We start from the raw sequence: 23,433 nt of genomic DNA on the forward strand, positions 1-23,433 counted from the left end.
CCCAGGGGCCCCACCGCACCCCTTACTCATTCCCTTTACCCCCATTATCTATTTCCCCAGCTCATGGCTAACCAGGAATTTTTCAAAGGCATCGACAAAATTAATTTCGAAGGCCGCGACTCCGATAATCATCTGGCTTTCAGATGGTACGACGAAAGCCGCGTGGTGGCCGGTAAGACCATGAAGGAGCACCTGCGCTTCGCTACGGCCTACTGGCACACGTTTGTGGGCACCGGCGGCGACCCCTTCGGCCCCGGCACCAAGAAGTTTGGCTGGGACGCCAAGAGTGACATCGTGGGCCGCGCCAAAGACAAGGCCGATGCCGCGTTTGAGTTCTTCACCAAGCTTGGCACGCCCTACTACTGCTTCCACGACATCGACCTCGTAGACGAAGGCGGTTCGCTGAGCGCGTACGAAAGCAACCTGGCCACCGTGGTAGACTACCTCAAGCAGCACCAGGCCGAGAGCGGCGTGAAGCTGCTGTGGGGCACGGCCAACGTGTTTTCGAACCCGCGCTACATGAACGGCGCCAGCACCAACCCCGATTTCCAGGTGGTGGCCTACGCCGCCACGCAGGTGAAAAACTCCATCGATGCCACCATTGCGCTGGGCGGCGAGGGCTACACGTTCTGGGGTGGTCGCGAAGGCTACATGACCCTGCTCAACACCAACATGAAGCGCGAGCAGGCGCACCTGGGCCGGTTCCTGGGCATGGCCCGCGACTATGCCCGCCAGCAGGGCTTCACGGGTAAGTTCTTCATCGAGCCCAAGCCGGCCGAGCCCACCAAGCACCAGTACGACTTCGACGCGGCCACCGTCATCGGCTTCCTCCGGGCGCACGGCTTGGAGCACGACTTTATGCTGAACCTGGAGGTGAACCACGCCACGCTGGCCGGCCACACCTTCCAGCACGAGCTGCAAGTGGCCGCCGACGCCAACCTGCTCGGCAGCATCGACGCCAACCGCGGCGACTACCAGAACGGCTGGGACACCGACCAGTTTCCTAACAACATCAACGAGCTGACGGAGAGCATGCTCATTATTCTGGAGCACGGCGGCATCAAGCCAGGCGGCATTAACTTCGACGCCAAAACGCGCCGCAACTCCACCGACCTGGAGGATATTTTTGTGGCCCACATTGCGGGCATGGACACGTTTGCCCGCGCCCTCGTCACAGCCGACGCCATTCTGGAGAAGTCGGCTTACAAGAAGTTCCGCACCGAGCGCTACGCCTCGTTCGACCAGGGCCCCGGCGCCGAGTTTGCCAAGGGCAGCCTCACGCTGGAAGACCTGCGCAAAATCGCGCACGAATCGGGCGAGCCCACCCTCCGCAGCGGCAAGCAGGAGTGGTTGGAAAGCATTATTAATCAGTACATTTAACGGCCTGCCGCTACGGGGTAGGGAGGTATTCTGGTGCCTCGGAACTGAACGGCCGGCGTGAACGATAGTGCAGGTGCGCAAGCCGGCCGTTCAGTTGCAAGGCGCCAGGATGCCTCCCCGCAGCTAAGCATGCGCCTGCCCAAAAAATCCGTGGGGATAAGCGGTGCGGTTGTTCCGCGTTGCGTTCCTTTACGGCGTCATTCTTTTGCCTGAAAAAATATGAGTAACTCCCAAATTTCGATTGACGAGCTGAGCGTCAACACCATCCGCCTGCTGTCGGTGGATATGGTGCAGAAGGCCAACTCGGGCCACCCCGGCCTACCCCTCGGCGCCGCCCCGATGGCCTACGTGCTGTGGTCGCGCTTCCTGCGCTTCAACCCCCAGGACCCCAAGTGGCCCAACCGCGACCGGTTTGTGCTATCGGCGGGCCACGGCTCGGCGCTGTTATACAGCCTGTTGCACCTCTACGGCTACGACTTGACCATCGACGACCTCAAGCAGTTTCGGCAGATGGATTCCAAGACGCCGGGCCACCCCGAGTCGCACATCACGCCCGGCGTGGAAGTGACCACGGGGCCCCTGGGCCAGGGCTTTGCCAACGGCCTGGGCATGGCCATGAGCGAGGTACACCTCGCCGCGCTTTACAACAAAGAGGGCCACGCGCCGGTGCAGGACCACTACACCTACGTACTGGTAAGCGACGGCGACCTGATGGAGGGCATCTCCGCAGAGGCCGCCTCGCTGGCCGGCCACTTGCAGCTGAACAAGATGATTTATCTATACGATGATAACAACATCTCGCTCGACGGCCCCACCAGCCTCACGTACACCGAGAATCCGATGAAGCGCTTCGATGCCTACTACTGGCATACGCAGCACGTGCCCGATGGCAACGACCTCGATGCCATTGAGAACGCCATTCGGGTGGCGCAGACGGTGACGGACCGGCCCTCGATTATCGCGGTGCGCACCATCATCGGCTTCGGCTCGCCGCTGGCCGGCACCAGCAAAGCGCATGGCTCGCCGCTGGGCCCCGACAACGTGAAGGCTACCAAGAAGTTCTACGGTTTCGACCCCGAGCAGTCGTTCCAGGTGCCGGCCGAAGTGTACGCGCACCTCAAGCAGCCCGGCCAGAAGGGCGCTGAGCTGCAAAAGCAATGGGACGCGGACTTTGCTAAATACGCCGAATCCTTTAAGGCCGAGGCCGATATGTTCAAGCTCTCCTTCGCAGGCAAGCTGCCCGACGGCTGGGACAAGGACCTGCCCGTGTACACGCCCGCCGATGGCGAGCTGGCCACCCGCCAGGCTTCGGGCAAAGCCCTGGACGCCATCAAGAAAACGGTGCCGTTTATGTTCGGTGGCTCGGCCGATTTGGCTTCGTCGAACGAGATGGACAAGTCGGGCAGCGACAGCTTCCAGCCCGCGCACCCCGCCAACCGCAACGTATGGTGGGGCGTGCGCGAGCACGCCATGGGCGCGGCCATGAACGGCATTGCCCACCACGGCGGCCTGCGCACCTACGGCGGTACCTTCCTCACGTTCAGCGACTACATGCGCGCGGCCATTCGCCTCACGGCCCTGGCCGAGAGCACGGCCACGTTCGTGTTCACCCACGATAGCATTGGCCTGGGCGAAGATGGCCCCACCCACCAGCCGGTGGAGCAGGTACTGGCCCTGCGCAGCATTCCCAACATTGTGGTGCTGCGCCCCGCCGATGCCAACGAAAGCACCGAGGCCTGGCGCATCGCCATGACCACGCCCAAGTCGCCGGTGGTACTTGTTTTCTCGCGCCAGAAACTGCCGATTCTCGACCAGACCAAGTTCGGCTCGGCCCGCGAAGGCGTGGCCAAGGGCGCCTACATCCTCAGCGAAGCGGAAGGCGGCGAACCAAAGCTTATCCTTATTGCCACCGGCTCGGAAGTGAAGCTGGCGATGGGCGCGCAAATAGAGCTGCAAAAGGCCGGCACGCCCACCCGCGTGGTGAGTTTCCCGAGCTGGGAACTATTTGAGCACCAGGATAAAGCTTACCGCGAAAAGGTGTTCCCGCCCACCGTGCGCAAGCGCCTGGCCATTGAGGCCGGCTCGCCTATCGGCTGGCACAAATACACCACCGACGAGGGCGGCATCATCGCCATGAACCGTTTTGGCGAGTCGGCCCCGGCCGAGGAGCTGTTCGAAAAGTTTGGCTTCACGGTGGAGAACGTCGTGAAGCGCGCCCAGGGCGTGCTCGCCGGCCACCCCGAAGACCCGGAAATGGAGAAAAAGCAAGTAGTAGCTAAGGGCGACTAAACGCGCTTCGCTGCCTGGGCCGGGGGTGCGGTAGGCGCGAAGGGCGGCTCTGTGAACTCACCACCCGAAAACGGCTTACCTCCCACCCATGATTTTCAACTTTCTATTTCGCTGCCCGGGGCCCAAAAGCCAGGACTTACGCACCAAGGCATCGGGTGGCCCCAGCGGGGCGGCCCGTTGGTAGTAAGTAATTGATTATTAGAATTAAATCCCCAGTGGGGCGATCCAAATGCCAGGGTCGCCCCGCTGGGGATTTATCGTTTATTCAAGGCTGTTTCCTGTCGATGGGCTGCCCCGCAGGGGCTGTGCATCGCAGCTTTTGCGTAGGGCCTAAAAGTAAGCTGCTCACGCCCACCTACCACGTGCTCAATTTTTACCGGGCGCCCCAGGATGCCGAGTGCCTGCCCCCGTAATTCACCCGTCCCGAGTACACGTTTGGCGGAACTCCCCCCGCTCCTGAACGCCTTGGCCAGCGTGAGCGACTACAATACGTTTGGCAAGCCCAGCAGACTGGCGGCCTTCACGGGGGCCGGAAAGTGCGGTAATATGCTCGCCGTTGCTTCGCCGGCTAAGTTAGTAGTGGGACTCGAATTGGAGTAGGGCCCCCGCAACGCTACGAAACCCTGTACTTTACCAGCAGCCGGGGTGCTGCTGGCGGGGCCGGCTTTGGCCGCTGCCCAGCGCCGCTGCGGGCCCTCCGCACCCGGCGGGTGGGGCCCCGGGCGCTTGGCGTAGGCGCTGGGCCTGCGCGAAAACGACGTGGTACTGTGTTGTGCCTAACGCGTTTTTCAGATCCGCGTACCGCTTGGCCACTGCCGGTCCGCTGGCTTTTTCAGCCGGCCGACTGCTTGTCATCAGGGAGAACAACCGGCAGCTGGTCAATTGGCCGGCCAGCTGAAAAAGCCGTTGGCCCGGGCGGTATACGGACCTGAAAGCTGCACTTAAATCGCTTACAATAGAAGGGTTTAGAGGCGATAGAATCTTTTGTTGATGGGGTTAAACTCGTACTTGCCAAGGGCCTCCAACCGCTGGATTATCCTGTGCCTGACCCTTTATTCTTTTGCCCATGTACCTTATTTCTGCTCGTTCCTTTGCGCTGGCCGGCCTGGCTAGCGGCCTGCTGCTGGCCGCGGGCTGCAAGCGTCAGACCAACGCCGTAATGCCTGACCAGGACGTGACCACCGCTGAGGACAACAGCACTACTGAAAGCGAAACGGCCCTGAGTAGCGACATTCTGATGGCCGCCGCGCCCCAGGACGAGACCCAGAACGGTTCGCCTGCCGTGGCCGGCGCTGCCGAGCTGGCGCGGGTGTACGGCACCTGCGGCACCCGCACCTACGTGGCTGCCACCCGCACGCTCACCATCGATTTTGGGCCTATCAACTGCCAGTGCCCCGACGGCCGCTACCGCCGCGGCCAGGTTGTGGTGCGCTTCACCGGGGCCAACCCCACGCGCCACGCGGGGGCCGTCGTCACCTGCGAGAACTACTTCGTGAACGACAGCCAGCACACGGCCATCCGCACCTTCGCCGACCTCGGCAACGGCTCGTTTTCGGTGGACGTGGCCAACGGCGGCATCATTTACGCCAACAACGGCGGTACCTGCACCTGGACGGCCCAGTGCACCTACACCCGCACCGCCGGCTACGGCACGCCCCAGGTAGCCGGCGGTGTGTACAGCGTGAGTGGCCAGGCGGCGGGCATCAACCGCAAGGGCGTCAGCTATACGGCTACCATTACCAAGCCGCTCATCAAGCGCGGTGACTGCTACAAATACTATGTGGCCGGTACCGTGACGCTGGCCAACGACAAGGGCAGCACTCTTGTGCTCGACTACGACCCCAGTGGCACGCAGGCCTGCGACAACTCCGCCAGCGTGACGGTAGGGGCTTGGACGAAGATGATTACGCTGCGCTAAACGGCCGGTCTTCCAATAAAAAAATCCCCGCCAACCGGCGGGGATCTTTTGTTGGAAGATAAGTCGATGGCCGGGGCCCTACCGTGTGCCGCGGTGGCGGCTGGGGCGGTGGGGCTTCACCTTGTGGGTGCCTGATTTGTGGCCAAACAGGCTGAATTTGCGGTGGGGGCTGCCCCCGCCGCGGTAGTAGGTGTACACCGGGCGGTGGTTGCCGGGCGTGGGGTAGCGGTGGCGCAGGGGCGCGGCCGACGCATTGGGGGTGGCTAACCAGGCGCACGACGCGCAAAACAGCAGCAGCAGAAAACGAGGCATGGAGCGGATAGTTAGGATGAGGGTAAAGCAGCGCGTTAAGGCCAACATTGGGCCCGCCCCCTTAACTACACGGTGGGAAGGAATATTGTCTTTTGAAGCTCTATTGCTAAAATACCGTGCCAAACTGGGCCCCTGGGCCCGGGCGTAGCAGTCTGGGTTTTCTTTGCAGCCATGAAATAACTGGTGCTCCCGGCCGCTGTGGCCGGCAACTTGTTGGTGATGGCCTGCTAAACGCAAAAAACCCTGACTGCCGCCGGCCCCGCGCCGGCCCCCACATCCGCCGCGGTGTGGCAATCCGACGCCTATACCGTGCTGCGCGACGCCGTGGTGCAGGGCCCCTGCCGGGCCACGGCCGCCTCGGCTACCGCCCTGGCCTCCAACTACCACAGCCCCGCCCGGGCCCTTAGCCCGCGCATCGCCTTCAAGTTCAGCCTCAACGGCAAGGACAACGAGTTGCCCGCCAGCTAAAACTACAGCTTTGTGGCGCTGCGGGTCCCCGGCGCGGCGGGCGCGGGGGCCCCGGAAACGCCGCTCATCGTATTCGGCCAGCCGGGGCCCGAGGCCGCCGCGGTGCCCGATGGGGCCCCCGCTGGCCCCGGGCGCGCCGGTGAAGATTCGGCTCGACCTGCGGCCCGTGCTGGCGGCGTTTCAGAAGGACGGGTTTTACACCAATTTCAAGGGCGAAAAGATTTATAAGCAGGACCTGAAGCACGTGCTGGTGGCCGGCGACGTGGCCCCGCTGAGCTGGGGTTTTGACAACCTGGTGAACAAGCCGGAGCTGGAATTGCACGACCCCAACAGCGACGGCATTTACGAAACCACGCTGGTAATGAACGCGCCCGAGGCCGCTAAAACTACGGCCCAGGAGTGGTGCCAGATCCTTAAAACGGACGATTTCCCGCAGTATTCCTCCGACTACCAGCTGGCCGATGCCCTCTACAACCTGGCCCTGGGGGAGGCCCGCCGCGCAGTGGAGCCCGACAGCACTTTCCGCACCGGTAAGGAGTGGGCGGGCGTGTGGACGCGCGACATCAGCTACTCCATCATTCTGGCGCAGGCCACGTTGCAGCCCCGCTTGGCCATGAAAAGCCTGCTCCGCAAGGTGTCTCCCCAGGGCCGCATCATCCAGGAGACGGGCACCGGCGGAGCCTACCCGTGCTCGACGGACCGCCTGATTTGGGCCGTGGCCGCCTGGGAAGTCTACAAGGTGACCGGCGATGAGGCCTGGCTGCGCAAGGTGTGCCCCATTGTGCAGCAGTCGGTTGCCGACGACGTGCAGAACGCCTACAACCCCGGAACCGGCCTGGTGCGCGGCGAGTCGTCGTTTCTGGACTGGCGCGAGCAAACCTACCCGCGCTGGATGCAGCCAGCCGACATTTACCAGAGTGAGAACCTGAGCACCAACGCCGTGCACTGCCAGGCCAACGTGGTGTTGGCCGCCATGGCCCGCCAGCTCGGCCACCCCGAGGTGGCCGCCGCCCACGAGCGCCTGGCCAACCAAATCCGCCACGGCGTGAACCAGTACCGGTGGCTCGAAAAGGTCGGCTACTACGGCTACTACGGCCAGTACCGCTACGGGCTGCGTGTTCGGTAGCGTATCGCCGCGGGCCGAGGCGCTGGGCGAGGCCCTGAGTGTGTACTTCGGCGTGGCCGATGCGGCGCGGGCCAAAACGGTGGTGGAACGTACGCCTACGGTGCCGTTCGGCGTGCCCGAGGCCGGCCTCTACGCCCTCAATTTCCGCTACGCCAACGGCAATGGTCCCATTAACACCGAAAACAAGTGCGCCATCCGCACGCTGCGCAGCAGCGCGGGGGCCCTGCTCGGCACCGTGGTATTGCCCCGGCGCGGCACCGGCGAGTGGTCGAACTCGGGCTTGACGAACCCCACCATGGTGCGCCTCGAAAAAGGCAAGAACACCCTGCGCCTGGCCCTGGAACCCGCCAACACCAACATGAACATCGCCGTGAACCAGGCCATGCTCGACTACCTGCGCGTGTAGTAAGTAAGGCGGCGGCAAATGATAATTTAGGGCAGTTTAGGGTCGGCGTACCGTTTGAACGAGGTAGGGGCGGGGCTTGCCCCCGCCTTTCGCTGCCCGGAATCGGGGGCTGGGCGCAGACGTTCGGGCGGGGGCAAGCCCCGCCCCTACAACAGCCATTGACTCTGAAACCGTACTAGGGCCCCACCACCGGCAGCGTCAGCCCTGAGGGGTGCGCGGTGTCGTGGTAGAGTCGGATGGTGGCCTTCTGGAAATCAGCCGCTTTGGCGGTGGAGATGTTGAGGAATTGCTGCGGGTTGCGGTCCACGAGCGGGAACCAGGTGCTTTGCACCTGCACCATCAGGCGGTGGCCTTTTTTGAAGGTGTGGAGCACGTCGGGCAGCTCGTATTTTACCTCGGTGGGCTGGTTGGGCACGAAGGCAGTGGGGTGCTCGAAGCTCTGGCGGAAGCGGCCGCGCATCACCTCGGCGCGCACCAGGCGCTGGTAGCCGCCCATCAGCAGCTCGTCGGGGTTGGGCTGGGGGGCGGGCGCGTCGGCGGGCAGCACGTCGATGAGCTTCACCACGAAGTCGGCGTCGGTGCCCGAGGTGCTCACCCACAGGTCCGCGCCCAGGGGCCCCGCCACAGTCAGGTCCTCCGCCAGCGGCTCGGTTTGGAACACCAGCACGTCGGGTCTTTGGGCGGCGAAGCGCTGGTCTTCAATCATGTACTCGCTGTTGCGTTCCGCAGCCACGCCGGCGGTGTAGGGCACGGGGTGGGCTGGGTCGCTGAGGTATTCGTCAAAATGAGGAGTTTTAATAAAATCCGGGGCCCTGGAAATGAGCAGATTCGATTCAGCACCCAATAAGGCATTCATCGTTTCAGCTTCTTTCGCTGTGGCCAAAACGCCGTGCTGCTGAAGAAACATGCTGCGGCCCGCGGCGGCTTTGGGCGGCCAGGTCGGGTAGGTTTGCCAGGCGTTGGTGCCGGTGTTGAACACGGTGGCCTCGGCGGGGTTGAAGGTGCCCTTGTCTTTCAGGTAGTGGTTGAAAAACGGCGTTTCCAGCGTTTGGCGGTAATATTGGGCGGTGTTCTGGCCGAAGTTCAGGGGCCCGAAGGTGGTCCAGTCGGGCCGGCTCCAGGCGCCGTGGGTCCAGGGGCCCATCACGAGGTGGTTGGTGGCGCCGGGGTTTTGCTGCTCGATGGCCTTGTAGGTGTGCAGGGCCCCGAACAGATCCTCGGCGTCGAACCAGCCGCCCACCACCAGCACGGCGGGCCGCACGCCCGTCAGGTGCGGGCGGATGTTGCGCGCCTGCCAGTAGGCATCGTAGGTATCGTGCTGTAAGTACTCGTTCCAGATGCGGGCGCGGCCGTTGAAGTATTGCGGGCCGTTGGCGTTTGCCAGGGGCCCCAGGTTCAGGAAAAACTGGTAGGCGTCGGCCGGCTGGGCCTTGAACAGCGCCTCGTACGTGGGCACTGGCTGGGGCCGCGGCACGTCAAAATAGTTGGTGAAGTCGAAGTTATCCAGCAGGAAAAACGCCCCGTTGTGCCGGGCGTCGTCGCCCATAAACTCGTCCGTGACCGGGGCCTGGGGCGATACGGCCTTGAGGGCCGGATGGGCCGTGGGCAGGCTGGCCGTGGCGTAAAAGCCGGGGTATGAAATGCCCATGATGCCCACGCGGCCGTTGTTGTTCGGCACGTTTTTCAGCAGCCACTCGATGGTGTCGTAGGTGTCGGTGCTCTCGTCGTGGGGCGTGGGCTGGCCCTTGGGGCCCCGGCGGCGGGCCTTGTCGGAGGCAGCGGTGGGCAGGGCAGGCGTCATCTCCTCAAACTGCCCCTCGCTCTGGTAGCGGCCCCGAACGTCCTGGTACACAAAAATGTACTGCTCCTCGGACAGCTCGCGGCTGGGGCCGGGGCCCCGCAGCCGGTAATTCTCCTCGCCGTAGGGCCCCGCCGAGTAGGGCGTGCGCGTCATCAGAAACGGGTAGCGGCGGCCGGGCGCGGCGTCGAGCGGTACGTACAGCACGGTGTAAAGATTGGTGCCATCGCGCATCGGCACCTGGCGGTCGAGCTTGCGGTAGTGCTGGCGCACGAAGGACGAATCCTGGGCGCGGGTGGGCAGCATGGGGGCCGGGCCGGGGGCGGGCGTAGGCACCGGCGTTTGGGCGGCGGCCGGGCCAGCCGCGGCGGCCAGCAACAGCGCCGCAAGGGCAAAACGAGTCATGGGAAACAGGGAAAAAACGAACGGGCCCCCAAGTACGGTCCCGGTGGCTGTGCGGCCCATGAAACGCCCGCGCCGCCGCGCGTGTTGGGCCGGTATGTGTGATCATAAAAAGCCCGCCGCCAACCTCAAACGCTTCCTCGTGTACCTCGCCATTGGCGTGGTGGTGCTGTTGCTTGGCTACGGGCAGGCCGCGGCCGGGGCGTAGAAGCTGTTTGAGTTAATAAAGCGGTCATGCTCATCTGGCGTACGCGCAGCCGGAGCATCTCTATCGCTGAGCTATACACTGTTCACGAAGTGGAATGCGAAAACGAAGTAGGGTGCGGGGCTTGTCCCCGCCCGTCCTTGAACCGTTCGGTCGGCTTTCGTTCAACGACGGGCGGGGACAAGCCCCGCACCCTACTTCGTGACGAGTATAATCAAGATTACTGCCGCGATAGAGATGTTTCGGCTGCGCGTACGCCAGATGAGCATGACCTCCTAATAATGCTTTTTAACTAATTCCAACAGCTTCTTAGCGGGGTTTTCCGGCGATGATCTAAAACGGGGTGGCCCGGCGAATTGCCTGGAGGGCTTCGTCGGGCCACTCTTACTTGAAAAACAGCGGCTCCGGAGCATTACCAGAGTGGCCCGACGACGGAAAAAGTCGCCGGATCACCCCGTTTTGGATCATCACCAATTTTCCGTTCCGCCGCGCCCTATATTGCCAGCGAAACCCCAAGTACCGTATAGTGGGCAGGGGAGGCCAACCGCTTCTCCGCAAACCGCTCCACTTTTCCCGTCCTCATGCCTTTTCCCGGCGTCACCCGCACGTTTGATATCCTGGCGTACCAGCTCGCCCAATTTCCGCAGCCACGCTGCCTGGTCGCCAAGCGCGCGGGGCAATGGGCCCCCAGCAGTACGCAGGAGGTCATGGAGGCGGTTGATCTGGTGAGCCGGGGCCTGCACGCGCTGGGCGTGGGCCGGGGCGACAAGGTGGCCATCGTGGCCCCAAGCTGCCCGGAATGGCTACTGGCCGACTTCGGCATCGCCCAGCTCGGGGCCGTGTCGGTGCCCATCTACCCGACCGTGACGGCCGAGGACTACCGCTTCATTTTGCAGGACGCGGCGGTACGGGTCGTGTTTGTGGCCGACGCCGAGCTGTACCACAACGTGCTGGCCGCCAGCGAAGATATGGGCCTGTCCGCCGCCCACGTCTTCACCTTCGAGCCGGTGCCGGGCGCACGGCCCTTCGCCGAATTGCAGGCGCTGGGCCGCGGCGTAGCGCCCGAGGCGCTGGCCCCGCTGAAAGCCGCCGTGCAACCCACCGATCTGCTCACGCTCATCTACACCTCCGGCACCACCGGCCGGCCCAAGGGCGTAATGCTCAGCCACGACAACGTGCTCAGCAACTGCCGCGCCATGTACGATTTCATCCCCGCGGGCCCCGGCGAGCGGGTGCTGAGCGTGCTGCCCCTGGCCCACGTGCTGGAGCGCACGGGCACCTACCTGTTCATGCAGCTGGGCCTGGGCATCCACTTCGCCGAAAGCATCGGCGCGGTGGGCGACAACCTGCGTGAGGTGCAGCCCGTCACGTTCGTGGCCGTACCCCGCCTGCTCGAAAAAGTGTACGAAAAGATTACGGCGCAGGGCGCGCAGCTCGGCGGGGCCAAAAAGCGGCTCTTCGACTGGGCCGTGAACCTGGGCCTGCGCTTCGATCCGCAACGCAGCCTGGGGCCCTGGTACAACGCCCAGCTAGCCGTGGCCCGGCGGCTGGTGTTTGCCAAGTGGCAGGCGGCGCTGGGCGGGCACGTGAAGTGCATCATCGTGGGCGGCGGGGCCCTGCAACCGCGCCTGGCCCGGGTGTTCTGGGCGGCGGGCATCCACGTGATGGAAGGCTACGGCCTCACCGAAACCTCGCCCGTCATTAGCGCCTGCCGCTACGATAGCGCCAATAACATGCCCGGCACGGTGGGCCCCGTGCTGACCGGCGTGGAGGTAAAAATCGCGCCCGATGGCGAAATCCTCACCCGCTCGCCCTCCGTGATGCTGGGCTACTATAACCGCCCCGACCTCACCGCCGAGGCCCTGGACGCCGACGGCTGGCTGCGCACCGGCGACATCGGCGAGTTCGTGAACGGGCGGTTTTTGAAGATTACCGACCGTAAAAAGGAGATGTTCAAAACCTCCGGCGGCAAGTACGTGGCCCCGCAGCGCATCGAGGCGCAGCTGCTGGAAGCCCCGCTCATCGAGCAGGTTATGGTGGTGGGCGACGGCCAGAAATTCGCCGGGGCCCTGCTGGTGCCCAACGCCGCCGCGCTGCTGGACTGGGCCCAAAGCCAGGGTCTCCTGGCTGGCTTGTCCGTAGATGAATTAGTGATCCAGGAGCCTGTGCAGCGCCTTTTCCACGAGCTGGTGCAGGCCTGCAACGTCCAGTTTGCCCAGTGGGAGCAGGTGAAGAAAATTGCCCTCCTGCCCACGCCATGGACCGTAGAAAGCGGCGAGCTAACCCCCACTTTGAAGCTAAAGCGCAAAGTTATTACCCGGGCCAACGAGCCCGTAATCGCCGGCCTGTACCGCTAGCCGGCCGGCCCAAAGCGCGCAAAAAGAGGGCCCCCACTCCGTAGCTTGTACGGGGCGGGGGCCCTTCTTTACGCGCTTTGCCGGAGCTACTTACTCGGCTTCGGCCACGGCCTCATCGGCGTGCGTGGGGGCCTCATAGGTGTCAGCGTACTTGAAATCTTCGAGCCAGTAATCGGAGGCGATGACGTCGAACACGACGCTGGTAGCGGTTTTTTCGCTGGGCGCGATTTGCCAGAGTATGGACGGGGCTTCGGCGAAGGTGGTGCCGGCCAGCTGGTCGCCGAAGAGGCGGTGCAGCAGGGCGCTATCGGACAGGCCGGGGGCCAGCAGGCGCAGCAGCGGGGCGGCCGGGCTTTCGTCAAACACGGCCAGGTCGGCGCCGTCGGCGGCGGTCACTTTCACCTTGAACTCTACTGCCTGCGGACGGGGAAATTTGCCGTTGTAGGCTTCGTAGAGCAGTTGGGTGGCGTTGAAAAAGCCTTCGTGCAGCTCCAGGCGCGGGTTTTCCTCCCACAGCTTCTCGGTTTGGAGCTGATGGGCGAGCTGGTCAATCTGGCCTTCCGTCAACTCGTCGGCAAACAGGTACTCCAGCACGAGCTTGGCGGCATCGGCGGGCTCCAGGTCGGTGATGGACATCTGGCACATGGCCTTGAGCTCGGCGGCGGCGATTTCGTCGGGGTTGTCGTAGTCCATTTTGGCCAGCAGGGCCTTGTAATCGGCGTTGTCCCAGGCGGTGGGCAGCTCGGCGAGGTGCTGGAAGGAAAGGCGTTCGACGGTGAAATTTTGCATCGTAAAAAGAAATAAGGAGCCAATAAGCTGAACTTGTTTACGGCAAATACCTGGCAACAACCGAAACCCCATGGCCTTTTTCCCCCGGGGCCCCCAGCCTTGTAGCTTGGACTCGCAGAGTCCAAGCTACACAACGTTCTAACGCTTGGCGGGTAGCTGGCCGAGCAGCTCGCGCACGGCAGTATCGAGCTGAGCGTCCTGGTTTTGGTAGCTGGCGCCCACGGGATTGCTCACGGGCACGTCGACGGGGCGCGGGTTCATTTCCATGACTTTGCCGTCGCGCACGGCCCGGATGGTGCTGCTGGGCAGGCGCAGACTGGAGCCGTCGAGCAGCGAAACGTTGGAGGTGAAGATGATCCAGCCGCCGGTGGGCTCGCCCACGATTTTGCCCAGCTGCCCCGCCCGGTAGCCCTCGCTGAAATCCTCCGCGTCGGAGAGCGAGTGCTGGTTGGTGACGAGCACCGTGGGCATCTCCAGGGCGCGCTGGCCCAGGGCCCCGCGGGCCAGCACGGGTTGCGGCCGGCTGCGGCTGCTCATGGTGAGGTAGCTGCGGCGCGCGAGCACGTCGATGGCGTACACGTTCACAAAGCCGCCGTTGTTGTTGCGCACGTCCACCACCACGCCGTCGCGGCCCAGGTTCTCGGTGTCGAGGTCCAGGTACAGCTGCGCCAGGGCCCCGGCCGACATGTCGAACATGTGCACGTAGCCCAGGCGGCCGCCGCTGGCCTTGGCCACGTAGGCGCGGCGCTCCTCCACCCACTGGCGGTAGTCGAGGGCCTTTTCGGTGTCGCGGCTCAGCGGGCGCACCACCACGTCGCGGGTGGTGGCGGGGGCCCCGGCGGGCGCGGCGCGGCGGTTTTTCTTGCTTTTAGTAACGGCAGCAGGCTGCAAATCGGCCGCAGTGGCGGCGGTGGCGCTGCGCACGCGCAGGGTTACGCGGCGGCCTACTTTGTATTGCAGCAGCTCGTCGAGGTTGGTGCGCGGGCCAATGGCCTGGCCGTCCACGGCCAGCAGCTCGTCGCCGGGGCGCAGGCCGGCCAGGGCCCCGGCGCCCAGCGGCAGCACCGCTACGATGCGCAGGCGGCCGCTCTGCTCGTACTCGGCGGCGTCGAAGCGCAGGCCGAGGCGGCCGGTGGCGGGCGGCACGGCCCCGCCAGTGGCCGGCGCGGGGTTCATGCCCGAGTGCGAGGCGTTTAGCTCGCCAATCATCAGGTTGGTCAGGCGGCGGGCCTCTTCGGGCGTGCGGGCTCCGGCCACCAGCGGCGCGAATTGGGCGCGCTGGGCAGCCCAGTCTACGCCGTCGAAGGTCGAGTCGTTGAAGAAGTCGCGCAGGCGCGTCCAGGCCTCGTCGAACACGGCCATTTTCTCCTGCTCGAAGTCCACGTCCATCTCCGCCGTCACGGCCACGGTGCGGGGCGCGGGGCCCTTGGCGGCTTCCAGGGGCACCACTTTGATGACGCCCTGGTCGAGGTAGTAGATTTCCTTGCTGTTGGGCGCAAACTGGGCGTCGCGCTTGGCGCCGGTGGTAGAGGTGAGCTGGCGCACCACGGCGGGCTCCTTGCTTAATTCATCGAGTGGGAAAACGTACAGGTTCGACTGCCCGGCGGCCGAAGCCGTGAGCAGCAGCCACTTGCCGTCGGGGCTGATGGTGTGGCTGCCTACGTTCACGCCCACCGGCAGCAGGCTTAGCCGCCGCCGAATGTCGGCAAATACGATGCTGACCGGGGCCCCCGCCCGGCCGCTGCGGCCGCCGGCCAGGGCCCCCGCGCCGCCCTTCGCGCCGGCCGAATCGACGCCCGGCAGCGTGGCCGGGCGCTTGGGGCTAGCGGGCTTTATCACCGGGTCGGTGTTGCGGCCGGGTAGGCCGGGGCTGGGGGCGGGCTGCTCCCGAAACAGGTCGCGGAACTGGTCTTCGCGGAAGCGCGGGGTGCGCGGCTGCAAGTCCACGCGGGCCAGCTGGGCATCTTCCGTGCGCTGGCCGGTGTCGAAGAGCAGGTACTTGCCGTCGGGGCTCCACGAGAGGGAGTTGCTGTTGCCGTTGCCCAAGAAGCTCACTGCCTGCGCCTTGCCGCCCGCCGCCGGCACCACCGATACGTTGGTGAAGCTGCGCGTGCCGCCGCTCATAAACGCCAGCCACTTGCCGTCGGGGGCCCAAACCAAGGGCCGTTCGGCGCTCAGCGGGGGCCGCCCAAACTGGCCGGTGGCCACCAGGCGCTCCTGCCCGGTAGCCAGGTCCAGCACCCGCAGCTCGCGGGCGTCGCGCTCAAAGGCCAGCTGCTTGCCATCGGGCGAAAAGCAGGGAAACGCATCGGCGCGGGCGGCGTTGGTGAGGCGCGTTTCCTTGTCGGTGCCGAAGTCGTAGCTGTAGAAATGAGCTGGCCCGTCGCGCTCTGAGGCGTACACCACGCGGCGGCTGTTGGGAGCCCACACCACGTCGGATTCGGCCGTGGGCGTGGCCGAGAGGCGGGTGGCCTCGCCGCCATCAGCGGCCGACGCGGCAAATACTTCGCCATGCGCCACGAAGGCCACCTTGGTGCCGTCGGGCGAGAGTGCCAGTTCCTGCCAGCGGTCGGTGAAGCGCAGGCGCTCGGTGGCCGGGCCGGCCGGGGCCCCGCGCCGCCGCACGGGCACGGCGCGGGCCTGGCCGGTGGTGGGGTCGAGGGTCCAGAGCTGGAAGTTGCGCTCGAAGGCGATGAGCTTTCCATCATAGGAAATACTGGGCCACAGCACCCGCCCGTCGGTAAAGTTGGTGACGGTTCGGGCCGCGGCGGGGCCCCCGGCGGGGTTCAGCACCCAGATGTTTTCGGGCCCGTTGCGGTCCGATACGTAGTAGAGTTGCTGGCCGCCCGCGCCCCACATCGGCCAGAGCTGCTTGGCGCCGCCGGGCGTCAGGGCCTCGTAGGTGGGGGCCCCGGGGCCCTCGCGCCGCAGCCAGATTTCGGACTCGTCCAGGTGGCTGTGGCCATGGCGCCACCACTGGCTGGCCGCAATGCCGCGCGCCGCAAAGGCCACGCGGCGCCCGTCGGGGCTGGGCGCGGCGTAAAACTCGTTCACGTAGCGGTCGGCGCTCACGGGCGTGGGCGTGCCCCCGGCGGCGGGCAGCCGGTACAGGTCGTTCATGCCCGCAATGTCGTGGCTGGTGGAGCTGTAGTACAGCCACTTGCCGTCGGCCGACCAGTTATCGAGCTGGTCGGGCGCATCGTCAAACGTGAGGCGGCGCAGCTCCCCGGTTTCCAGGGCCAGCACATATACGTCGCCGTTGCCGGTGCGCGTGCTCACAAAGGCCACCGAACGGCCATCGGGCGAGTACAGCGGGCGGCTCTCGGTGGCGGGGTGGGCTACCAGCAGCCGGGCCTCGCCGCCGGCTACCGGCACTGTCCAAATATCACCGCCCGACACAAAGGCCAGCTCCTGGCGGTCGGGCGAAACCGCCGGCTCGGAGAAGTAGGGCACGGGCGCGGGCGCCGGGGCGGCCGGGGCCCCTAGCGGCGGCAGGGCTAGCAGGAACGGGAGGAAAAGTGCTTTCAAGGGAAATGGCGTGAGGTTGGTACGGGCAGCTGGCACAGCGCCGGGCACGGCGCTGGGGGATTTTAATGGGCCGAATATCAACCCTAAAAGCGCCGCGAGTGCAAATAATCCCCTAAAAAAGTCAGTGCCGGGCTGTTACAGGTTCTCTGCCGCCTGCGGGCGCTACAGTTTCACCAGCTTTTTTACCACGGTGCGCTGGGCGAAGCGCAGCTCGACCACGTACACACCCGCGGCCAGGCCGGCCACTTCCACCGGCGCTTCGCGGGCGGGGTCGGCCACCGTTTGGCCGAGCACTTTGCGCCCCACCGCGTCGTACACCGCCAGCGCGTAGGGCAGGGCGCACGGGCCGGGCTGCCGCACCCGGAAAGTTGCGGTGGCCGGGTTGGGAAACACGGTGGCTTGCGCCGGGTCGCAGGCCGTATCTGCCGGCGCGGGCTCCCGGCCATTGAAGTAGTGCTGCATGAAATTGGGCAGGCCCCCCGTGCCGTCGCGCCCGACGAAATCGAAGCGCTGGGCGCGCACGTCGCAGGCAAAGCCCCGGGCGTTGGGCCGGTTGATGACGTAAAACACGTTGGCGGCGTCGCCGGGCAGCGCGCCGGGGCCCTGGTAGCCGCTGGCCCCGTACATGCGCCCGTCGGGGCCGTTTTGCAGTAGGTAAACGAATTCGTCCAGTACCGTGGAACTGATGTTGGTGGCCGGATTACCCGCCACGATGCTCTGGCCCGACGCCGCAATGGCGGCCCCATCGCCGGCCTGCAAATCAAACTGGGTGATGACGTTACGGCCCGGGCCGTTTGGTGTCCGGCGGAAGTCCGGCACGTAGAGCTTAGTATTATCGGGGGAGAAGCAGGGGCTGTTGGCGTCCATCAAGGGCCCCAGGCTCAAGTAGTTGGACACGGCCCCGGTGGCGGGGTCAAAATCAAACAGCCCCAGGGGCGGACGGGTACCCGAGCTGGTGACGTGGCCGAAGGCCAGCTTGCGGCCGTTGGGTGCGGCCTGCATCGCCCCGCTTACTTGGTCCTGGAAGTAGCTAAAGCTTTTCGCTATGGTATCGGCCGGCTCCACGGGGCCCACCGCGTAGCGCGCGGCCGGCCCCACCCCCGCGGCCGTGACGGGGTACACCACAAAGGCGTTGCTCAGCCATTCGTGGCACAGCACCCAGTAGTCGCGGCCGTTGGCGTGGCGCACGGCCGTCAGCTTTTCGGTGAGCCCGGTGGCCAGGCGGCGGTTTTTGGTTTCCGGCACCACGTCGCCCAGCCCGTTGTTGCGCCGCATATCTACCTGCGAATAAGCGAGCGAGCTGGCGTAGGTAGCCGCTGGCACAGTGCTGGGGGGTATGCCTTTGCCCGCCCGCAGCGTGAACAAGTAGTAGCCCGCCGCGTCGCCCGGCACGGGCACCAGCAGGGCCCCCTGGGTGGCGTAGGAAGGGGACGGGGTGGGCGCATCGGGAAACAGCGACCCCCACAAGCCGCTGCCGTTGGGCATCACGCGGTGGTCGCGGCCCCATACCCGCCCGCCGTCGGAGTACAGCCGCAGCTGCCCGGTGGCCGGGTCGGAGAGCACCGTGCTGGCGTCAAACGCCGTCATCTGGCCGTCGAGCAGTACCTGCGGGGCCCCGGCGCGGAAAGTAAACCCGGCCCTTTCGTTGAAATACCAGTTGTCGGCTTCGTGCTGGGCCCAGGCCCGCGAGCTGCCCAGGAGCAGCAGCAAAACCCAGGCAAGTATTTTGGCGGCTGGCATGGCGGAACGGGTAGTAAGAAAAGGGTTGCGCCGCCGCATTTGCCTCTTAAATGGCCGGCCAATAGTAAATATAGCGGCAGCTGTTGGTTATTAAGTAGTCGCGCAAAAGTAACCGTAGCAAAAAAGGCGGTCATGCTGAGCGCAGTCGAAGCATCTCTATCGCAATAGTAATTATTTACTTACGAGATAGAGATGCTTCGACTGCGCTCAGCATGACGTTCAATTCAATACGCTTACTTACGCGTGAGTACTTAGTCAAGGATTTACAAACCTGCTACTAACTAGCCGTCCGGCACCGGGCACGCCCCGGAGAGCGCCGGCCAGGGAACCGCAGGGAAGCGCCAACTTCTGCAAAAAGCCCCGGCCGTTAGGGCCCCGGGGGGCCTACTTTACGGCAGCAGGCGCAGAGTGGAATCGAGGCGCTGGGTGACGAGGAACTGGCGGGCCTGGAGGCGCAGCTGGTCCTGCTGCTGGCGCTGCTCGTCCTTTTTGAACAGGCGCACGCGGTACTTGGTCTCGCCGCTGGCCCGGCGCAGGTTCACGTAGGTGAGGCCGGGGTGAGGGCGGGGGGCCAGGGGCTGGTTGTTTTTGATGCGCTCGATGCGCTTCTTGTTGTCGCCGAGCAGGGCTTGGATGGCGTTGGCCCCCACGTAGAGGTTGGCGCGGCCGTCGAGGGCGTAGGTGCCGCTCACGGCAAGGTTGGCCAGGTTGCTGTTCAGCACCAGGTCCGGAATAAGCACTTCGCCACGGTCGAGCATCAGCTGGGTGCGCACGGGCTCGAAGTACAAATGGCCGCTGCGCTCCTTGCGGATGAACCGGAGGCTCGCGGTGAGGGCTTCCACGTTGATAAGCTCCAGGTTGCGGATGTCGGCCTGGAGGTAGGCCTGGGTTTGTTCAAAGCTGGGCAAAAAGCTGGTGTTCAAGTCGGTGCGCAGGTCGCCGGCCAGGCGTACCGTGCCCCGGATGTTGTCGCTGCCCAGCACGCGCAGGCGCATGGCCTGGGCCACGGTAAAAAACTCCGAGAGCTGAATGTCGTCGAGGGCGAGTTGCACGTGCAGCGGGTGGTGGTCGCGGCCGCGGTTGGTGTGCAGCACGCCGCTCAGGCGCACCCGGCCCCCGAAAGCGTTGAGGGCCGCCGTGTCGATGCGGGCCGCGCCGTCGCGCAATTGCGCCGCCAGCCGGAACTGCTCGCCGCGCACCGCGGCGTAGCGCACCTGGTCGGCCTGTACGTGCAGCGTGGCCGCGAGCACGCCATTGGTCAGCATCGAGCCCGGGCGGGGCCGGCCCCGGGCGGTGCGGCCGGTGGCGCGGCGGGTGCGGGCGGCCTGGCGGGCCACGCGCCGGGCGGGCGTCACGAGGCTGTCGGGCGGGTTGAGGGCGGCGAGCAGCTTCAGTAGCTGCTGCACATCGAGGGTGGCGTAGCGCAGGCGCACGTCGGCGGCGGCGGCGGTCAGGCGCAGGTCGTTCACAATGGCCGAGGCCGAGGCGCGGCCCTGCCCGCCCTGGGGCACCGTCACGGTGAGGTAGGGCATGTCGAGCAGCGAGTCTTCCTTGATTAGCCGCAGGCGTAGGTTGCGCAGGAACTGGCCGTCGGGCAGGCGCACGGCGTCGATGGAGCAGTCGAGCTGGCCGTCCGCGGTCAGCAGCAGCTCGCGCAGGGCGGGCAGCGCGGCGCGCTTGCGGTACCCGGGGCTGCCCGGGGCGGGGCGGCGTACGGGGGCCATTCGGGCCAGCAGCTGCTGGTAGGGCAGCGTGCCGAAATGTACGGCCAGCTGGAAGTTGATGGGGGCCACGTCGGTGGCGGTGGAGTCGGTGGGCCAGGCCAGGTTGCCCTGCACCTCGCCGCCGTAAATACGGCCCGTCAGGCCCTGGAGCCGCACCTGGCGGCCGTCGTGGTACACCCGCACAAACAGGTCGGAGAGCGTATCAGCGGGCAGCAGCAGGCGGCGGCAGTGCAGGGCCACGCTCAAGCGCATCCCCTGCGGAATGAGGCTGGTGCCCAGCGTGGCGGTGAGGGTGGCGCGGGCCTGGGCCCGGCGGCGGGCGTTGGGCCGCGCCGGGGCCCCCGCCGGGGGGCGCAGCAGCCCCCGCAGCCGCCCCAGGTGCAGGTCGTCCACGGCAAAATCGCCGCGGATGGTGGTCGTGGCCGTCTGCCCGGTGAGGTAGCCCAGCAGGTGCACCGTGGTGGCCGAGGCCTGGAAGCGCATCCCGTCCAGCACGCCCGAGGCGTTGCTGAGCCGCCACAGGCTGTCTTCGATGCCGATGCGCACGTTCAGGGCCGTGAGGCGGGCGTGGCGGACGGGCAGCAGTAGCTCGGCGTTGCGCAGCACTACCCAGCCGCGCACCTCCAGGTTGCGCTGCAACGCCGCCAGCTGGGTGCTGTTGGGCGGCGGGCGCAGCAGGCCCTGAAAGGTGACGTTGAGGGCGGCCGTGCCGCGGCGGGCCTGCCAGAGGCCGCGCGGTGTGAGTAAGGCGGCCAGCTCGGGTAATTCGGTGCGGCCGCTCAGGCGGCCGCTCACATAGGGTTGTCGGAAGTTGCGCAGCACCAGGCCCACATCAAGCTGCCCGGCGGGCGAGTAGAGGCGGCAGCGCTGGAGGGTGAGGGTGGTGGTTTCGGGGCGGTGGCCGGGGCCGTTGTCGTAGGTGGCGGCCAGGTCCCAGTGGTTGATGCGGCGGGCCGAATCGGGCCAGGCCAGGCGGGCATCGCGCAGCCCAAAGCTGAGCAGCGTGCGGGGCCGCATCGTGGGCCCGCTCTGCCCCAGAATGCGGTAGGTCACCTGCGCCTTGCTCGGGCTGACGGCCCCCGCTAGGTAGGGGCGTAGGCGCGGGGGCAGGGCCGTGTTCAGCACCGCCAGCAGGGGCTGGTCGCCGGCAAAGCGCAGGTCGAGCTGGGTGCCGGTGGGGGTGCGCGGGTCCACGGTGTGGGTGCCGCTGAGGCGCACGGTGTCGCCGTTCAGCGTGAAGCGCGTGTCGTCGAAGCTGCCCTGCCGGGCCCGGAACGTGTAGTGGTAGCGGACCCGGGCCCGCACCGGCTCGTGGGCCAGCAGCGTGCCGCTCGGGTTTTGCAGGAATTCGAGCTGCCCGTCCAGCAGGCCCTGCACGCGCAGCACGCCGCCCGCCAGCCGGCCCGCCAGGCGCCCCACCCGCACCCGGGCCCCAATGGCGCTGTGAGTGTAGGCGTTGCGCGTGGCGATGGTGAAGTTATTGATAATGAGCGAATCCAGGCCCAAATCCAGCGCCGGCGATTTGCCCGGGCCGGGCCGCCGCTTGCCACGCAGCCCCCAGCTGCGGCCCAGCGAGTCCACCACTTCGCGCAGGGCCCCGTCGCTGAGTGTGAGGCGCGTGACCTGTACGCGGCCGTGCAGCAGGGCCCCCAGTTCCAGGCGCGCATCGGCCCGGTTGAGGCGCAGCACCAGCTCGGCGCGGCCGTGGGCCGTGTCGGTCAGGGCCAGGTGGCGCAGCGAGGCAGTGAGGTGCGGGAAGTCACGCCAGGGCGAAAACTCCACCTCGAAGGGCCCCAACACCAGGTCCGAGCTTTTGGCCAGCTGCTGGCGCACGCGCTGCGCAATCAGCGCCCGGCCGTAGCGGCTGCCTAGCAGCCACGCCCCGCCCCCGGCTGCCAACAGCACGAGCAGCAAGCCGGCCAGCAACACACGGAGGGAGATTTTTTTCATAAGCAACAAGCGCGAGGTCAATCGGCCCCATACGCAGAACCACCGCCTACCGATGAGCCTGCGAAGGCCGCCGCGCTACCGGAACGTAAAGTCCACCCGAAAGCTTGCGTAGGCCGCTGGGCGCAGCACCTCGGCGGTGGGGTCGGTGCTGGTGCGCCGGGGCACCACGTAGTGGCCCGTGAGGGCATAAGAAAACGGGTAGCGGGCGTAGGTCAGCGGCAAAGTAAGCTCGTAGCCCATCAGGCGGGGCGCGGCCGGGGCGTCGGGCACGGCCACCGCGCCGCTGCGCCGCCGCCGGGGGGTGGGGGCCGGCGCGGTAGCCGTGCCCGGGGTCGCATACGCGCCGCCGTAGCGCAGCAAAGCCAGGGGCGAGCCGTAGAATACTTCCGCCCCTGGCGTTAGGCGTAGTGCGTCGGCCCCCAGCCAGTTAGCTTTTTCGAGGGTGCCCGTGAGCAGTAGCGAAACCGTTTGGGCGCGCTGCTTTTGGAAAAAGAAGTTGTAGTCCAGGGCCAGCGCCAGGGGCCCCCAGGCGTAGGCCGTGTTGGCCTCGAAGCCGTTGTTGATGCGGGGCTCGCCGTTGCCCAGGGCCTCGGTAAAAAACACCCGGTCGAGCGACGCCGAATACGTCCAGCGGGGTAAAAATTCGTTGGCGTAGCCCACCTCCAGGTCCGTAAACGAATAGCGCGGCGGCGTGCTCTGCCGAAAATAATAACCCTGAATTTGTCCGTAAAATCCGCTCGGGTGGCTGTACACGATGCTCGGGCTCAGCGATAAAGCGTGGTCGCCGTATTCGCGGCCCAGATAGTAAGTGCGCTGGTCAGCGTCGAGGGATACCGTCCACTCGGCGGTATCGGCAGCAGGTGGGCGCGGCGGCGCGGCGAGGACCTGGGCCCGCAGCTGGCCGCAGGGCAGAGCCAAGGCAATGGCAAAAAGTAATGGGTGTTTCACGCAGTTGGGTGGGAAGGTGGGTGAATAGTTTTGAGCATAGAAATTTTAGATTAGCGAAACAATAAAAACGGTCATGCTTCGGCTGCGCTCAGC

General features: G+C 65.8%; 15 protein-coding genes. 8 read left to right on the plus strand and 7 right to left on the minus strand.

The window, feature by feature from the left end:
* The first annotated feature begins 63 nt into the window (after positions 1-63).
* The 4 genes from xylA (at position 64) to DDQ68_RS00680 (ending at position 5,587) form a co-directional block, all read left to right on the plus strand.
* Positions 64-1,380 carry a xylose isomerase gene (xylA, locus tag DDQ68_RS00670; RefSeq protein ID WP_109651964.1) on the plus strand — a complete coding sequence of 439 codons (1,317 nt, stop codon included), beginning with the start codon at positions 64-66 and terminating at the stop codon, positions 1,378-1,380.
* 219 nt (positions 1,381-1,599) lie between these two features.
* A complete protein-coding gene (gene tkt, locus DDQ68_RS00675) occupies positions 1,600-3,669 on the plus strand; it encodes a transketolase (protein ID WP_109651967.1) in 2,070 nt (689 codons plus the stop codon).
* A gap of 435 nt (positions 3,670-4,104) precedes the next feature.
* Positions 4,105-4,269 carry a hypothetical protein gene (locus DDQ68_RS22310; RefSeq protein ID WP_162549680.1) on the plus strand — a complete coding sequence of 55 codons (165 nt, stop codon included), beginning with the start codon at positions 4,105-4,107 and terminating at the stop codon, positions 4,267-4,269.
* A gap of 466 nt (positions 4,270-4,735) precedes the next feature.
* A complete protein-coding gene (locus tag DDQ68_RS00680) occupies positions 4,736-5,587 on the plus strand; it encodes a hypothetical protein (RefSeq protein ID WP_109651970.1) in 852 nt (283 codons plus the stop codon).
* A 78-nt stretch (positions 5,588-5,665) separates the two neighbouring features.
* Here DDQ68_RS00680 and DDQ68_RS00685 read toward each other — a convergent pair whose 3' ends face one another.
* Positions 5,666-5,899 carry a hypothetical protein gene (locus tag DDQ68_RS00685; RefSeq protein ID WP_162549681.1) on the minus strand — a complete coding sequence of 78 codons (234 nt, stop codon included), beginning with the start codon at positions 5,897-5,899 and terminating at the stop codon, positions 5,666-5,668.
* A gap of 285 nt (positions 5,900-6,184) precedes the next feature.
* Between DDQ68_RS00685 and DDQ68_RS00690 the strand changes: the two genes are divergently transcribed.
* The 3 genes from DDQ68_RS00690 to DDQ68_RS00700 all read left to right on the plus strand — a co-directional run bounded on the left by DDQ68_RS00690 (position 6,185) and on the right by DDQ68_RS00700 (position 7,899).
* Positions 6,185-6,367: a hypothetical protein gene (locus tag DDQ68_RS00690; protein WP_109651975.1), complete on the plus strand. Its 183-nt coding sequence runs from the start codon at positions 6,185-6,187 to the stop codon at positions 6,365-6,367.
* 109 nt (positions 6,368-6,476) lie between these two features.
* Positions 6,477-7,493 (plus strand): MGH1-like glycoside hydrolase domain-containing protein, encoded by a 1,017-nt coding sequence (locus DDQ68_RS00695; protein WP_109651978.1) that lies wholly within the window; start codon positions 6,477-6,479, stop codon positions 7,491-7,493.
* Positions 7,483-7,899, plus strand: coding sequence for a carbohydrate-binding protein (locus tag DDQ68_RS00700; RefSeq protein ID WP_109651981.1), 417 nt, complete (start codon positions 7,483-7,485; stop codon positions 7,897-7,899). The genes DDQ68_RS00695 and DDQ68_RS00700 overlap by 11 nt, the downstream gene beginning before the upstream one ends.
* A 175-nt stretch (positions 7,900-8,074) precedes the next feature.
* Here DDQ68_RS00700 and DDQ68_RS00705 read toward each other — a convergent pair whose 3' ends face one another.
* The gene (locus DDQ68_RS00705; protein ID WP_211320206.1) at positions 8,075-10,102 is read right to left on the minus strand and encodes a CocE/NonD family hydrolase; all 2,028 of its coding nucleotides are present in this window, start codon (positions 10,100-10,102) and stop codon (positions 8,075-8,077) included.
* A gap of 783 nt (positions 10,103-10,885) precedes the next feature.
* Here DDQ68_RS00705 and DDQ68_RS00710 point away from each other — a divergent pair.
* On the plus strand, positions 10,886-12,661 hold the full coding sequence (locus DDQ68_RS00710; RefSeq protein ID WP_109651984.1) for an AMP-dependent synthetase/ligase: 1,776 nt from the start codon (positions 10,886-10,888) through the stop codon (positions 12,659-12,661).
* A 90-nt stretch (positions 12,662-12,751) separates the two neighbouring features.
* On the opposite strand, the gene DDQ68_RS00715 is transcribed toward DDQ68_RS00710, so the two are convergent.
* The 5 genes from DDQ68_RS00715 to DDQ68_RS00735 all read right to left on the minus strand — a co-directional run bounded on the left by DDQ68_RS00715 (position 12,752) and on the right by DDQ68_RS00735 (position 23,340).
* The gene (locus tag DDQ68_RS00715; protein WP_109651987.1) at positions 12,752-13,450 is read right to left on the minus strand and encodes a hypothetical protein; all 699 of its coding nucleotides are present in this window, start codon (positions 13,448-13,450) and stop codon (positions 12,752-12,754) included.
* 138 nt (positions 13,451-13,588) lie between these two features.
* Positions 13,589-16,978, minus strand: coding sequence for a S41 family peptidase (locus tag DDQ68_RS00720; protein ID WP_211320207.1), 3,390 nt, complete (start codon positions 16,976-16,978; stop codon positions 13,589-13,591).
* A gap of 162 nt (positions 16,979-17,140) precedes the next feature.
* Positions 17,141-18,718, minus strand: coding sequence for a T9SS type A sorting domain-containing protein (locus tag DDQ68_RS00725; protein ID WP_162549682.1), 1,578 nt, complete (start codon positions 18,716-18,718; stop codon positions 17,141-17,143).
* A gap of 389 nt (positions 18,719-19,107) precedes the next feature.
* Positions 19,108-22,392 (minus strand): AsmA-like C-terminal region-containing protein, encoded by a 3,285-nt coding sequence (locus DDQ68_RS00730; protein ID WP_109651992.1) that lies wholly within the window; start codon positions 22,390-22,392, stop codon positions 19,108-19,110.
* 75 nt (positions 22,393-22,467) lie between these two features.
* Complete coding sequence (locus DDQ68_RS00735) at positions 22,468-23,340, minus strand: hypothetical protein (RefSeq protein WP_162549683.1); 873 nt, start codon at positions 23,338-23,340, stop codon at positions 22,468-22,470.
* Between the last annotated feature and the right edge of the window lie 93 nt (positions 23,341-23,433).

The organism is Hymenobacter nivis (assembly GCF_003149515.1).
Classification (GTDB): domain Bacteria; phylum Bacteroidota; class Bacteroidia; order Cytophagales; family Hymenobacteraceae; genus Hymenobacter; species Hymenobacter nivis.